The organism is Rhodococcus sp. NPDC019647 (assembly GCF_044389235.1).
In the GTDB taxonomy this organism is placed as follows: Bacteria; Actinomycetota; Actinomycetes; order Mycobacteriales; family Mycobacteriaceae; genus Rhodococcus_F; species Rhodococcus_F oxybenzonivorans.
Genome location: NZ_JBIRXS010000036.1, coordinates 11,198 through 25,182, shown reverse-complemented (window position 1 = coordinate 25,182; position 13,985 = coordinate 11,198). Strand labels below are relative to the sequence as shown.

Annotated in this window: 12 protein-coding genes and 1 riboswitch; of the genes, 4 read left to right on the top strand and 8 right to left on the bottom strand. The window is 67.3% G+C overall.

Translation table 11 applies throughout. From position 1 onward, the window contains the following. Positions 1-145: 145 nt before the first annotated feature. The 5 genes from ACH49N_RS34590 to thiO all read right to left on the bottom strand — a co-directional run bounded on the left by ACH49N_RS34590 (position 146) and on the right by thiO (position 4,082). Positions 146-940 carry an ABC transporter permease gene (locus ACH49N_RS34590; RefSeq protein ID WP_159920088.1) on the bottom strand — a complete coding sequence of 265 codons (795 nt, stop codon included), beginning with the start codon at positions 938-940 and terminating at the stop codon, positions 146-148. Continuing rightward, positions 940-1,881: an ABC transporter ATP-binding protein gene (locus ACH49N_RS34585; RefSeq protein WP_159920086.1), complete on the bottom strand. Its 942-nt coding sequence runs from the start codon at positions 1,879-1,881 to the stop codon at positions 940-942. Before ACH49N_RS34585 ends, ACH49N_RS34590 begins: the two co-directional genes overlap by 1 nt. Before the next feature lie 131 nt (positions 1,882-2,012). Continuing rightward, entirely contained in the window at positions 2,013-2,780 is a 768-nt protein-coding gene (locus ACH49N_RS34580; protein WP_358277110.1) for a thiazole synthase, read from the bottom strand. Further along, a complete protein-coding gene (gene thiS / locus ACH49N_RS34575) occupies positions 2,773-2,997 on the bottom strand; it encodes a sulfur carrier protein ThiS (RefSeq protein ID WP_358277108.1) in 225 nt (74 codons plus the stop codon). The genes ACH49N_RS34580 and thiS overlap by 8 nt, the downstream gene beginning before the upstream one ends. Positions 2,998-2,999: 2 nt before the next feature. Continuing rightward, on the bottom strand, positions 3,000-4,082 hold the full coding sequence (gene thiO, locus ACH49N_RS34570) for a glycine oxidase ThiO (protein WP_213573203.1): 1,083 nt from the start codon (positions 4,080-4,082) through the stop codon (positions 3,000-3,002). Continuing rightward, positions 4,079-4,192: riboswitch (TPP riboswitch) on the bottom strand. Its footprint overlaps the gene before it by 4 nt. 24 nt (positions 4,193-4,216) lie before the next feature. On the opposite strand from thiO, the gene thiE reads away from it, so the two are divergent. Beyond that, positions 4,217-4,915, top strand: coding sequence for a thiamine phosphate synthase (gene thiE / locus ACH49N_RS34565; protein WP_159920080.1), 699 nt, complete (start codon positions 4,217-4,219; stop codon positions 4,913-4,915). 1 nt (position 4,916) lies between these two features. Here thiE and ACH49N_RS34560 read toward each other — a convergent pair whose 3' ends face one another. After that, positions 4,917-5,675: an NUDIX hydrolase gene (locus ACH49N_RS34560; RefSeq protein ID WP_159920078.1), complete on the bottom strand. Its 759-nt coding sequence runs from the start codon at positions 5,673-5,675 to the stop codon at positions 4,917-4,919. Between the two features lie 198 nt (positions 5,676-5,873). Here ACH49N_RS34560 and ACH49N_RS34555 point away from each other — a divergent pair, with 198 nt between their 5' ends. From ACH49N_RS34555 to ACH49N_RS34545, 3 genes are read left to right on the top strand one after another with little or no spacing between them, the layout of a single operon-like run. Beyond that, the gene (locus ACH49N_RS34555) at positions 5,874-7,235 is read left to right on the top strand and encodes a hypothetical protein (RefSeq protein ID WP_250775002.1); all 1,362 of its coding nucleotides are present in this window, start codon (positions 5,874-5,876) and stop codon (positions 7,233-7,235) included. Further along, on the top strand, positions 7,232-8,215 hold the full coding sequence (locus ACH49N_RS34550) for a transporter substrate-binding domain-containing protein (protein WP_358277104.1): 984 nt from the start codon (positions 7,232-7,234) through the stop codon (positions 8,213-8,215). Before ACH49N_RS34555 ends, ACH49N_RS34550 begins: the two co-directional genes overlap by 4 nt. A gap of 5 nt (positions 8,216-8,220) precedes the next feature. After that, positions 8,221-10,515, top strand: a complete 2,295-nt coding sequence (locus ACH49N_RS34545) for a tetratricopeptide repeat protein (protein ID WP_358277102.1) — start codon at positions 8,221-8,223, stop codon at positions 10,513-10,515. A 15-nt stretch (positions 10,516-10,530) separates the two neighbouring features. Here the strand turns inward: ACH49N_RS34545 and ACH49N_RS34540 are convergent, their stop codons facing one another. Both ACH49N_RS34540 and pta read right to left on the bottom strand, forming a co-directional pair. Continuing rightward, positions 10,531-11,733, bottom strand: coding sequence for an acetate kinase (locus ACH49N_RS34540; protein ID WP_358277100.1), 1,203 nt, complete (start codon positions 11,731-11,733; stop codon positions 10,531-10,533). Beyond that, positions 11,730-13,889, bottom strand: coding sequence for a phosphate acetyltransferase (gene pta, locus ACH49N_RS34535; protein ID WP_358277163.1), 2,160 nt, complete (start codon positions 13,887-13,889; stop codon positions 11,730-11,732). Before pta ends, ACH49N_RS34540 begins: the two co-directional genes overlap by 4 nt. Positions 13,890-13,985 lie beyond the last annotated feature (96 nt).

Here is a 13,985-nt window from a genome sequence, read left to right as displayed (position 1 = left end):
GTCGGGAGCCTAACGCAGAACCACCTGTGGGCCGGTGCGAATGGATGTCGCACCGGCCCACAGGCTCCCCGCCCTGCCTACGATCCCAGCCAGGTCTCCCGACGTTCACCTGGCGGAGGGGCAGGGCGAAAGTACTCTATCGGTCTCACGCGTCGCGCTTGTTCACCACCACCAGGCTGGCCCCGAAGATCACCAGGACGAACACCGCGAAGTACACGAGACTGCCCCACGGTCCCCAGTGGAAGTCCACGCCTTGCGGTGCCCCGAGGAAGTGGTTGGCATTGAGGAACGGCAGGAACGGCATGATCTTCTCACCGAATGATCCGAACAGGTTGAACAGGCTTTCGATCAGTAGCGGCCAGAGCAGCAGTAGCGCGATCGCTCCTGCCGACTGGCGCAGCAACGCACCGATCCCGACGGCGAGCACGACACACAGGAACGCGTAGATCGGCACCCCGTAGATCGACCGCCACGCATCCCCACCGGAGAGTGTGAGGGCAGCACCTGCCTCGTTGCCCGCGGTCGCCTTCGCGATGGCGTACGCCCCGAAGGTGAGGACGAACGTCAGCACGGCACCGAACGCGCCGATCAGGCCGGCCTTGGCGACGAGGACGGAAGCGCGGTTCGGAATTGCCTGGAACGTGGTGCGAATGACCCCGAAGCGGTATTCACTGGTCACGGCCAGGGTCGCGAGGATCATCAGGACCAGGACTCCGAATCCGGAGACGCCGCCGACGGCATCGGCCATCTGCGGCAGGAAGGGTTCGAAATCGGGTTCCTTCCCGTCCGCCATCTGGTCGTTGAAGGAGTTGATGCTGGCCTTCGCGCTCAGTCCGATGACCGCGGCCAGGCCGAGACCCAGCACGACGATGATGACGGTGCACCACCACGGCGACCGGGTGGAGGTGATCTTGATGCGTTCCGCATTGAGAACAGCCATTACAGTGCACCCCTCATCACGTCGTCGACGCTTTCTGCGTGGTACTGCACGTCGTCTCCTGTCAGTTTCATGAAGGCGTCCTCGAGCGAACCGCGCTGAGACGCCAACTCGTGGAGGGTGATTCCCTGCGATCCGGCGATCGCGCCGATCACGTCGGTGGACGAATCGACCACGACGAGCGCCTGCTGCCCGTCGGATCCGTCCTCGCGCACCGTGAGCCCATTCGACGTCAGCGCGCTCCGCAGCGCATCCAGTTGGGGACTGCGCACCCGCACCGTCGATTCCGAGGACTTGCTCACGAATTCCGACACCGTCGTGTCTGCGATCAGGCGCCCACGGCCGATGACCACCAGATGCTCTGCGGTGAGCGCCATCTCGGAGAGCAGGTGGCTCGACACCAGCACGGTGCGTCCCTCGGCCGCGAGGCGCTGCATGAATTTGCGGATCCACACGATGCCCTCGGGGTCGAGACCGTTGACCGGCTCGTCGAACAGCAGCACCTTCGGGTCACCGAGAAGGGTGGCGGCCAGGCCGAGTCGCTGGGACATGCCGAGCGAGAACCCACCGGCCTTCTTGCCTGCCACCTCCGTGAGGCCTACGAGGTGCAGCACCTCGTCCACCCGGCTCTTCGGCAGCGAGTTCGAGGCCGCCATCCACTGCAGGTGGGCGCGGGCGGAGCGGTTGGGATGCACCCACTTGGCGTCCAGGAGTGCGCCCACGGTCCGGAGCGGCTGCACCAGCTCACGGTACGGTTTGCCGTCGATCAGCGCCGTGCCCGCGGTGGGACGGTCCAGCCCGAGGATCATCCGCATCGTCGTCGATTTGCCTGCACCGTTCGGCCCGAGGAAGCCGGTGACCATACCCGGCTGGACGGTGAACGTCAGGTTGTCCACCGCCTTCGTCGCACCGAAGGTCTTTGTCAGTCCCCTCACTTCAATCATGGTGACGAGGATGCCCGAACCATGGGGTGAGGCGCATCCGCCGTGGGTCTACTGTCGACTCGTCCCGTGGTACCACCCGTCCCCGGACCCACCCCGACAGAACCCTGAGAACGCCACCCGCACGGAAGTGGTCAGGACGACGCCTGTGCCCAGAATCGCTTGGGTATCCGGCCCGCGTGACGTGCCTCGTACCCCGCCACGACAGCGCCACGCATCGCCGACGCCATCAGCGCCGGGTCCTTGGCCCGGGTGACGGCGGTGGCCAGGAGGACGGCGTCACAGCCCAACTCCATCGCCAGGGTGGCGTCGCTCGCGGTTCCGATTCCGGCGTCGAGGATCACCGGCACCCCGGCCCCGTCGACGATCATTTCTATGTTGTGCGGGTTGGCGATGCCCAATCCGGTTCCGATCGGTGACCCCAGGGGCATCACGGCAACACACCCGATGTCCTCGAGCCGGCGGGCCAGCACCGGGTCGTCCGTGGTGTAAGGCAGGACGACGAAGCCGTCGTCGACCAATTGCTCTGCCGCACTGACGAGCTCGATCGCGTCGGGCATCAGGGTGCGTTCGTCGGCGATCACCTCGAGCTTCACCCAGTCGGTTTCCAGCGCCTCACGGGCGAGCTGCGCGGTGAGCACCGCCTCGGCCGCGCCCCGGCAACCCGCGGTGTTCGGCAGCGGCGCGATGTCGAGCCGCCGCAGCAGGTCGAGCACGCCGGTGCCGCCGGCCGCGTCGACCCGGCGCATCGCGACGGTCGTCAACTCGGTGCCGGATGCCACCAGCGCCTCTTCCAGCACGGTGAGGTTGGCGGCCCCGCCGGTGCCCATGATCAGCCGCGAGTCGAAGGTGCGGCCGGCGATGGTCAGGCCCTTCTGCGCCACCGGTATCACGTCAGCCACCCTGCACCGCCGTGAGGATCTCGATGTCCCAGCCGCGGTCCACGACTTCGTCCCAGCGGGCCTTCGGGAACACGGCACCGTTGACAGCTACCGCGATGCCCTTCGTGGGCAGGTTCAGCGTCTCCAGCAGCTGGGCGACGGTGGGCGCTACCGCGAAATCGTGGTACTCGCCGTTGACGGTGATGCCGACGGGCACCACGACTTGCTGCTCACTCATCTCTACCTCGCTACTTTCTCGAAACGTCCGGGGTCGGCAGCCTTCGCCTCGGCGAGAGCCGATCCCTCCAACAGTGCCACCGTCGCATCGGCGGTGACGGGGGTGAGCAGGACGCCGTTGCGTCCGTGTCCCGTCGCCACCACGACCCGATCCGACACTCGCCCGATCAGGGGCAGATTGTCGGGAGTCATCGGCCGCAGACCGGCCGAGGCCTCGCGCAGTTCGTACTCACCGATCGCAGGCATCAGTGCTTCGGCGTCGGCGATGAGATCGCGCACCCCGGCGACGGTGACCTGGGTGTCGTGGCCGGATTCGTGCTGGGTGGCGCCCACGACGATTCCGTCGGCCCGCGGCACGAGGTACGCGGGACGGCCGTGCACACTGCCGCGGATGGTGCGACCCGGCGCCGGCGTCACCCCGGGACGGGCACGCAGTCGCAGGATCTCCCCCTTCACCGGGCGAACCGGAAGCCCCGGCCACAGCGACGGCGACGCGACGCCTGCGGTGAGGACGATCTGGTCGGTGTCGAGCAGGCCGAGGTCGGACACACTCTCCTCGATCAACTCCACTCCGGCGTCGACTGCGCACGTCCGCAGTGCCGCCAGCAGCAACCGGTTGTCGACGGCAAGTTCCGCGACCGCGAGCAGTCCGAGCCGAACCCCACGCCCGAGCATCGGCTCGAGTTCGCGCACCTCGCTTCGGCTCAGGATCTGCAGATCCCGTCCCTGCGCACCGACCCATTCGGCAATGGTCCGCAGATCTTCGGCATCGGCGGCGTCGAGCGCGACGGTGAGTGAACTGGCCGAAGTGAACAGCTCGACACCGGCGGCGGCCTCGAGCTCCTTGCCGAAGTCGGGCCACCGGTCCAGTGACGCACTGCCCAGCTCGAGGACACTCTCCTCGCCGGGCCAGCCCTCGGACAGCGGTGCCAGCATTCCCCCTGCCACCCACGACGCACCCGAGCCGATCGCCGGGTCGTACAGGCGGACCGACCACCCGGCGTGGGCGGCGCGCCACGCAATCGACAGCCCGATCACCCCGCCGCCGACGACGGACACCGACCGTGGTCTCAGAACCGTTGACATCGAACACCACCTCACTTCCTGCGCCGGCATGATCCGGGTCAGGTATGACGGTCGGGCTCGGCGTGAGCCCCTCTCAGCCCCACGATCCCGGGACTCCCGTGTTGCACTTTCACCGTAGAGGCTACCGTCATGCCGTGACCACCTCGCATCACACCAGCCATGCAGAACGTCGGCGTCGCCTCGGAGCTGCGCGTTTGTACCTGTGTACCGACGCTCGACGCGAAAAAGGTGACCTGGCACAGTTCGCGGAAGCCGCGCTGTCCGGTGGTGTCGACATCATCCAGCTCCGCGACAAGGGCTCGGCCGGCGAGCGCGAGCTGGGTCCGATGGACGCACGCGACGAACTTGCGGCTCTGTCCGTGCTCGCCGCCGTCGCACGGAGGCACGGCGCCCTGCTCGCCGTCAACGACCGCGCGGACATGGCGCTCGCAGCCGGTGCCGACGTCCTTCACCTCGGCCAGGGCGACCTTCCGGTGCCGTACGCCCGGAACGTCGTAGGGCCAGATGTCCTGATCGGCCGATCCACCCACAGCCGGGCGCAGGCCAGTCTCGCGGCGATCGAGGACGATGTCGACTACTTCTGCACCGGGCCCGTATGGGCCACCCCCACCAAGCCGGGACGCACGGCGGCGGGCATCGAGCTGGTGCGGTCCACCGCCGATTCGCAGCCCACCCGACCCTGGTTCGCGATCGGTGGCATCGACGAGTCACGCGTACCGGAGATTCTGGCTGCGGGAGCCACCCGCATCGTCGTGGTGCGGGCGATCACGGAGGCCCGGGACCCTCAGGCGGCGGCGCGCTCACTCGCCGGAATGCTCCGCGGCAACAGCTGAGTTACGGCTGATCCAGCCAGCCCAGGACGGTCGACGGCTCCAGGGTGAGGACGGTGCCCGCGAGTTGGTCGACGAGTTCGGGGTCCGCGGTCACCACGGCGGTCACCGTTCCGACGGTGGTGCCATGGCCTGCCGGCTCCGCGGTGCCACCGATCACCTCGAGCGAGTCGAGCACCTCGACGCGCGGGAGCCAGCCGTAGGTTCCGTCGGGCAGGTGGATCGTGCGGGGCAACGCCTTCGACAAGTGTGTCAGCGAGGCGTGCTCCCCCAGAACGTCGTGCCCGGCGAGGACCAGCCGTACCTCCGTGGTGCGCAGCATCTGCCAGCCCGCTTGGAACCCCGGATGGAGCGGCAGCCCTGCGACGTCGGATTCACGAACCCAGCGCAGCTCCGTGCTCTCACCGTTGGCAACGGTGGGGAGCGGGCGCTCGGCGTCGGCGATCACCGTGGTGTAGCTCCAGCCGCTGGCGGCTTCCATCGTCACGACCTCGGTGCGCACCCGGATGGCCGCGCTCTCGATGCCGGTCTCCTCGTGGGCTTCCCGGACCGCAGCATGGGTCGTCGTCTCGTGGCTGTCCCGGGCGCCGCCGGGCAACGCCCACGTCCCGCCTTGATGGCTCCAGACCGCACGATGCTGGAGCAGCACCGCCGGCGTCTCGTCCGCGAGCGGAGCACGCAACAACAATCCGGCCGCACCGTGCTTGCCCCAATGACGACTGCCGTCCGGACCGGTTGCCCAGCCGTCCCCGTCACCACGCATCGACTACCCCTGTCCGACCTGATGGGTCACCTGCAGTTCCCTCACACTAACGGTTTCTCCCTGCCTCGCCAGCTCACGGCCCCGTTCGGGCTTCGTTCGGCGGGGGCACGATCCCGCACTCCGTCCGGTTGACCGCCTCCCGGCGCGGCAGCTTATATGCTCCCCACACAGTGCGGCCGGTTTCAGAAGGGGTGCGACGTGGTTCTGCGTGAGGCACCGTCGATCGAACCCCACGGTAGCCGAGCTTTGTCGGCCCTCGGGGACGACGAGGTCGATCCGGCGGTGGCTCGCCGCAGGGAGTTGCGCGCCTTCCTCCACTCGACCCCGGCCAGACTGACCGGTCTCGGCATTCTGCTCATGCTCCTGTGCGTGGCCGCCGGTCTGGTGGCCACCTCCACGGTGAACGGCAGGGCGGCCACGCTCGACGCCGTCCTCGTGGATGCCGAACCGCTGTCGTACTCGGCGCAGAATCTGTATATCGCGTTGTCGGTGGCCGACGCCGCAGCCACGACGGCGTTCATCTCGGGGGGTCTCGAGCCAGGCGACCTTCGGGACAGGTATGCGCAGGCGATCGGCACGGCGTCGGCGGATCTCGTCCATGCCTCCGGCGGGCTGGCAGCGAGCGAGGCGGACAGCCGCCGACTCCTCGCCTCCATCTCCACCGACCTCACGGTGTACACCGGGCTCGTCGAGACCGCGCGGGCGAACAACCGGGTGGGCAACCCCGTCGGGGCGGCCTACCTCGGGGAGGCCTCGACGCTGATGCAGACGAGCCTGCTTCCGATGGCACAGCAGTTGCACGCCGGGCACGAGGCCCGTGTGGCGTCGACGCAGAGTAACTATTCACGGCCTCCGTGGTTCGCGCTCGCGCTCCTGTTGACGGCCGCGGTGGGATTGGTCCTCACCCAGGTAGTGCTGGCCCGGCTCACGCGGCGCACGTTCAATCTCGGTTTGATCCTGGCATCGTCGGCTACCGCCATTCTGCTGGCATGGATGCTGGTAGCAGGGCTGATCTCGGCTCTCGACACCCATCGCGCACTCACCGAGGGTGCCCGGCCGCTGCACGAATTGACCACCGGCCGCATCCTCGCCCAGCAGGCGCGCACCGAGGAGACACTCAGGTTGGTGCGACGCGATTCGAACGGCGACTACGACGCGGTGTTCGACGACAAGTCCGCCCAGCTCGGTGCGGTGCTGTCGAATTATCCGCGCGAGGACGACAACCCGGTCGGTGACGCCGAGGTGACCCGGGCCGAGGAAGCATGGAACCGATGGTCGACGGCGCACGAACGGATGAACACCGTTCTCGCCGAGGGCGATTTCCTCGCCGGCGCGGCCATCGCCATCGGTCCCGGAGACCAGAACTCGGCCGCCCAGTTCACCGCTCTCGACGATGCGCTCACCGAAGGCATCGACTCTGCCCGTGATCATCTGCGCTCCCATGTGGCGTCCGCATCCGGGGTGCTGACGGCGTTGGGCCCGGGGGCCTTCGCCCTGACGCTGATCGCCGTGATCGGAATTATCATCGGACTGTGGCCGCGGTTGAGGGAGTATCAGTGAGGCGGCACCGGATAGCACCCGTGGTGCTGGCGCTGGCGATGCTCCTCTGCGGTTGCGCCCAGTCGACGTCGGGACACGTCGGTTCGCCGAGCATCTCGTACACCCAACCGCCGTTGCCCGCCGGCGTCGCCCCGGCACCGACGGACCGTTCGACACCGGCTCCCGCGCCGGGCGGCGACTGCGGCGATCCCACAGCCAGTCTGCGCCCCGTTTCCGACGCAGGCCCACCACCACCGAGCCCGACAGTCGACGCCATCCGCGCGCGGGGCAGGCTGATCGTCGGGTTGGATACCGGCAGTAACCTCATGAGTTTCCGCGACCCGGCCACCGGCACGATCGAGGGGTTCGATGTCGACATCGCCCGTGAGATTGCACGGGATCTGTTCGGTGACCCGGAGCGTCTGGAGTACCGAATTCTCACGTCCGCCGATCGTGAACGGGCGCTGCAGGAGTCGCTGGTCGATGTCGTCGCCAAGACGATGACGATCACCTGCGACCGGCGAGAGCGGGTGGCGTTCTCGAGCCAGTACTTCGAGGCGCGACAACGGGTCCTCGTCGTCAAGGGCTCGCCCATCCGCGGTCCGGCGGATCTGGCCGGACAACGGGTATGTGTGGTGCGCGGCACCACGTCGTTGGCGCGGCTGCAGCAGGTGGCGCCGACGGCCGAGATCCTCACCGTGCCGATGTGGTCCGACTGCCTGGTGGTGTTGCAGCAACGGCAGGTCGACGCGGTGACGTCCGACGACACGATTCTGGCCGGACTGGCATCTCAGGACCCGTACCTCGAGATCGTCGGGGACAGCATGGGCGCCGAACCGTACGGAATCGGCATCACCAAATCGAACGAGGACCTCGTGCGGTTCGTCAACGGCACCCTCGAGCGGATCCGCCGCGACGGAACCTGGACCGACTCCTACAACCGCTGGTTGTCGATGCTGGGACCGTCGCCCGTCCCTCCGGCCGCCGTGTACCAGGACTGAGGCCGATGTCCCAGGAGAATACGGGGTCGCCGGATCCGGAGGTCGCCACCCAGGCTGCGCCCCGCGAACCGGAACAGGCCACTCAGGCTGCACCCCGCGAACCGGAACAGGCCACGCAGGCTTCGCGTCCATCGGGAGCCTCGACGACAGGTCGCTCGACGAGGTCACCGCGCAGTCGCTCCGGTGGCCGCCTGCGTCTGGGTGGTGGGCTCGTCGAAGTGCCGGTGGTGAAGACGGTCGACCCGGCTTCGGCCGTGATGTCGGACCCGACGGTTCCCGAGAACAAGCGGTTCTGCTGGAAGTGCGGCAATCCGGTCGGCCGGAAGTGCGCCACTGCGGAAGAGTGCGAGTTCGGCACATGCCCTTCGTGCGCCGCCACTTTCGACTTCCGGCCGCTTCTGCGGCCTGGCGAGCTGGTGAGCGGCCAGTACGAGGTGCAGGGATGCATCGCACACGGCGGTCTCGGGTGGATCTATCTCGCAATCGACCGCAACGTGAGCGATCGATGGGTGGTTCTCAAGGGTCTGTTGCATTTCGGTGATGCCGAGGCGCAGGCGGTCGCCGTTGCAGAACGCCAGTTCCTCGCCGAGGTGGCGCACCCGAGCATCGTGAAGATCTACAACTTCGTCGAACACCCCCGATCCGACGGGACTCCGATGGGGTACATCGTCATGGAGTACGTGGGCGGGCACTCGCTGAGGGACGTTCTCTCGACGCACCATCGCCCCGAACGGATGCCCATCGAGCAAGCCATCGCCTATGTGCTGGAAATATTTCCGGCACTCGACTATCTGCACTCGACGGGCCTGGTCTACAACGACCTCAAGCCCGACAACGTGATGGTGACCGAGGATTCGCTCAAGCTGATCGACCTCGGCGCGGTCGCGGGCATCGAGGACTACGGCTATCTGTACGGCACACCAGGTTTCCAGGCACCGGAGATCGTGAAGACGGGCCCGACTGTCGCCTCCGACATCTACACGGTGGGCCGCACGCTGGCGGTGCTGACGCTCGACATGCCCTCCGACAAGGGCCGGTACCTCGACGGGATACCGACGCCCGACAACGCGCCGCTGCTGGCCGAATACGAGTTCTTCCATCGCCTCCTGCTGCGTGCCACCGATCCCGACCCCGCGAAGCGTTTCCGCTCGGCGCAGGAGATGGCCGGTCAGCTCACCGGCGTGCTCCGTGAGGTACTCGCGCAGCAGACCGGCGAGGAACACCCCGGACTCTCCACGGTGTTCAGCAGGCAGCGAACAACTTTCGGCACCGACGAGGCCATCGAACAGACCGACGTCTACGTCGACGGCGTGCACCGAGACCAGAAACTCGATGCGCGCTCGGTGGCGCAGGCCCTGGCGGTGCCGCTGATCGATCCCACCGACCCCAACGCTCCCCTGCTGGCCGCCGCCGTTCACAGCGAACCGCAGCAGAGGCTCGACTCCCTGCGACATGCCCGGGACAACGGCGTCGAACGCCTCGTCGGAACTCCCGATGTGTCGTTTTCCCGCGAACTCACCCTCGCCGAGATCAAGGCTCACCTCGACCTCGGCGACGCGGCCGCGGCACTCACCCTGCTCGGGGACGTGGAGGGAGACGTCGGCGACAACTGGCGGATCGACTGGTATGCAGGAATCGCCGCACTGCTCTCCGGCGACTACGAGGCAGCCTTCTCCCACTTCGAAGGCGTGCTGCAAGCGATGCCCGGTGAGACGGCACCCAAGCTCGCCCTGGCCGCGACCGCCGAGTTGATCCTGCAGCACTGGGATACCTCGGACCCGGCCCCGTGGCGGTCGTTCGCGGAGAAATACTACCGGTCGGTGTGGCGCACCGACCACAACGCGGTGAGCGCGGCATTCGGGCTGGCACGGCAACTCACCGAGCGCGGAGATCTTTCCGGTGCCCTCGCGGCGCTCGACGAGGTTCCCCCCACCTCCCGGCACTTCACCGTGGCCCGGATGACCGGTGTGCTTGTACTGCTGTCCGGGCGGCCGATCGACAAGATCGAGGAGTCCCAGCTGCGTGAGGCGGCGCTTCGGGTGGCCGCGCTGCCGCACGAAGAGAGCCGGGCACTCCAGATGCGCACCCTCGTGCTGGGTACCGCACTCGACTGGATACGCAGCGGCCACACGTCCACCACCGAACACAGACCTTTCCTCGGTGTGCCGTTCACCGAACACGGGTTACGCACCGGCGCCGAGGCGGCGCTGCGCGCACTGGCCCGCAAAGCACCCGAACGCACCCACCGCTATGCACTGGTCGACCGGGCCAACACCATTCGCCCGAAAAGCCTGTTCTAGCAGTCGGTCACCGGCTCAGCCACCCACCAAGTCGACTGCCGCCCGCGCAATCGCCAACTCCTCGTTGGTGGGGACGACGAGGATTTCCACCTCGGAGTCGTCCGAGGAGATGCGCCGGGCCGACCGGGATTCCGAGCTGTTGCGGGTGTCGTCGACGATGATGCCGAGACGTTCGAGCCCCGCCAGGCTGTCGCGCCGGACATCGACGTTGTTCTCGCCCACTCCCCCGGTGAACGTGATGACGTCGGCACCGCCCAGCTCCACGAGGTAGGCGCCGATGTACTTGCGGAGCCGGTGCACATACACGTCATAGGCGAGCGCGGCGTCCGCGTTTCCCTCACCGACGAGGGTCCGGAGCGAGCGGAAGTCGTTGACGCCGGACAGCCCTCGCAGACCCGACTGCCGGTTGAGCAGGTCGTCGATCCGGTCGACCGTCAGTCCTTGCCGATACAGATGGAGGAGGACTCCCGGGTCGATGTCACCACTGCGCGTACCCATGACGAGGCCCTCGAGTGGCGTGAATCCCATGCTGGTGTCGACGGCGCGGCCGCTGTGTATGGCAGACGCCGAGGCGCCGTTGCCCAGATGCAGAACTATCTGGTCGAGCTCGGAGGTATCCCTGCCGAGGAACTGGGCGGCACAGGACGACACGTACTGGTGCGACGTCCCGTGGAAGCCGTAACGCCGAATGTCGTACTCCTGCGTGATGCTCCGATCGATGGCATAGGTGGACGCCGCCGCGGGCAGGGTGTGGAAGAACGCGGTGTCGAACACTCCGACGTGCGGGACGTCGGGAAGCACTTCCCGGGCCACCTCGATGCCGATCACGTTCGCCGGATTGTGCAGCGGCGCCAGGCTCGACAGATCGGAGATGGCCCGCACTACGTCGTCGTCGATGATCGTGGGCTCGTAGAACACCTTGCCGCCGTGAACAAGGCGGTGTCCCACGGCGACGATCCCAGCCTCACCGAGCGGCCGGCCTACCTCGGCGACCACCTCGAGGACCGTCTTCAAACCCGCGCGATGGTCAGCGATGACACCGTGTCGTTCCTCCACGCCCGTGCGGTGCCGATACACGATGTGACCGTCCGGTTCGCCGATCCGCTCGATGAGCCCGGAGGCGATCGACTCGCCGGTGTCCGGCTGGATCAACTGGAACTTGATCGACGAAGAACCGGAGTTGAGTACCAGTACCGATCCTGCGGTGTCGTCGCTCACGTGTCTGCCCCCCGAGGTTCGAGCGCCGCGGCCTGAATGGCCGTGATGGCCACCGTATTGACGATATCCTCGACCAGCGCGCCCCGGGAGAGGTCGTTGACCGGCTTGTTCAGACCCTGCAACACCGGGCCGACGGCGATGGCACCGGCACTGCGCTGCACCGCCTTATAGGTGTTGTTGCCGGTGTTGAGATCGGGGAAGATGAACACCGTCGCCTTACCCGCTACCTGCGAGTCGGGCATCTTCTTGTCGGCCACACTCTGCTCGATGGCGGCGTCGTACTGAATCGGTCCTTCCACCAACAGATCCGGTCGTCGCTGGCGGACGACGGCGGTGGCGGAGCGCACCTTGTCGACATCTGCGCCGGTCCCTGAATCGCCGGTGGAGTACGACAGCATCGCGATGCGCGGGTCGATGCCGAACTGCGCGGCCGTCTCAGCGGACGAGATCGCGATGTCGGCCAGTTGCTCGGCGGTGGGGTCGGGCACCACGGCGCAGTCGCCGTAGGCGAGGACGCGGTCGGACAGACACATCAGGAACACGCTCGACACCGTGTTCACACCCGGCCGAGTCTTGATGATCTCGAACGACGGCCGAATCGTGTGCGCGGTGGTGTGCGCGGCGCCGGACACCATTCCGTCCGCTATTCCCCTGTGCACCATCATGGTTCCGAAGTACGAGATGTCGCCCATCACCTCCCGTGCACGCTCGAGGGTCATGCCCTTGTGCGCGCGCAGCCGGGCGTACTCCTCGGCGAACGAGGTGGTGTACTCCGAGGTTCGCGGATCGAGAACCTGCGCCTCGGACAGGTCCACACCGAGTTCGGCGGCACGCCTGCGCACCTGTCCCTCGTCTCCGAGGAGTGTCAGCTCCGCCACCTGGCGTTGGAGCAATCGGCCCGCGGCCCGGAGGATACGGTCGTCGTCGCCCTCCGGAAGGACGATGTGCCTGCGACCGCGCCGGGCCCGGTCGATCAGCTGGTACTCGAACATCTGCGGTGTGACCACCGAGGGGATCGGAAGTTTCAGCCGTTCGACGAGAACAGCGGGATCGACGTGCTGCTCCATGACGCTCAATGCGGTGTCGACCTTGCGTTGCGAGCCGACGGCCACCCGGCCCCGCGTCTGCGCGGCAACACTTGCCGTGTCGAACGTACCCAGCGACGTGGTGAGGATCGGGAGACGCGGTTTCAAACCTGCCATCAGGTCGGCGATCGCGGGATGCGGGAGCAGACCACCATTCATGATGATCCCGGCGAGCGACGGAAACCCTTCCGCGTCGTGGGCGTTGACCATCGCCAGCAGTACGTCGGAACGGTCGGCGGGCGCGATCACCACCACCCCGTCACTCAGACGCTCGAGGATGTGCTCGGCCGTCATGCCGCCGACCATCACCCGCAGCGCTTCACGGTGCAGAAGCTCGGGATCACCACTGAACAAGGTGCCGTCGACGGCGTCGAGCAGTTCTGCCATGGTCGGCGCCGTCAACAGCGGAATCTCCGGCAAGCTCCACGCAGGCACGCCGGTGGAGGACAGCGCGGACGTGACGGCGCCGAGTTCGTCCGGGTTGCACCGATTGGCAATCACCGCGATCAGATGAGCGTGATGTGCCTTCAGTTCGCCTATGCACAGCGCAGCGAGTTGGGCCACCTCGTCAGGACTGCGGCGCGCTCCCCGTAATGCGAGGAGCACCGGCGCACCCAGGTTGACGGCGATCCTCGCGTTGTACCCGAGTTCGCTCGGGCTGGCTACGTCGGTGTAGTCGCTACCGATGACCACGACGGCATCGCACTGCTCGGCCATCGTGTGATACCGCGCGACGATCTCACTGAGCGCGCCGTCGGGGTCGGCGTGGACGTGCTCATAGGTGACACCCAGGGACTGCTCGTAACCGACGTCGGCGGTGGTGTGCTCGAGCAGCAACTCCAGGATGTAGTCGGTCTCCTCCGTCGATCGCGCGATCGGCCGGAAAACACCCACCCGTGCCGCCGAGGCACACAGCATCTGCAAGACGCCCAGCGCGATGGTGGACTTACCGGTGTCTCCTTCCGGCGATGCGATGTAGATGCTCGACGGCGCCGACGGGTAGATGCTCGACGGCGCCGACGGGCCCGGCGGACTCACTGGTGCGGAGGTTCCAGGTGCAGCCATGGCCATAGCGTATCCGGCGGTCCGCGCCGGCGCCGTCGCCGTCGCCGTCGGCACCTCCGGCCACCACGATTGACAGGGGTCCTGCGAAGCGGTCAGATGACA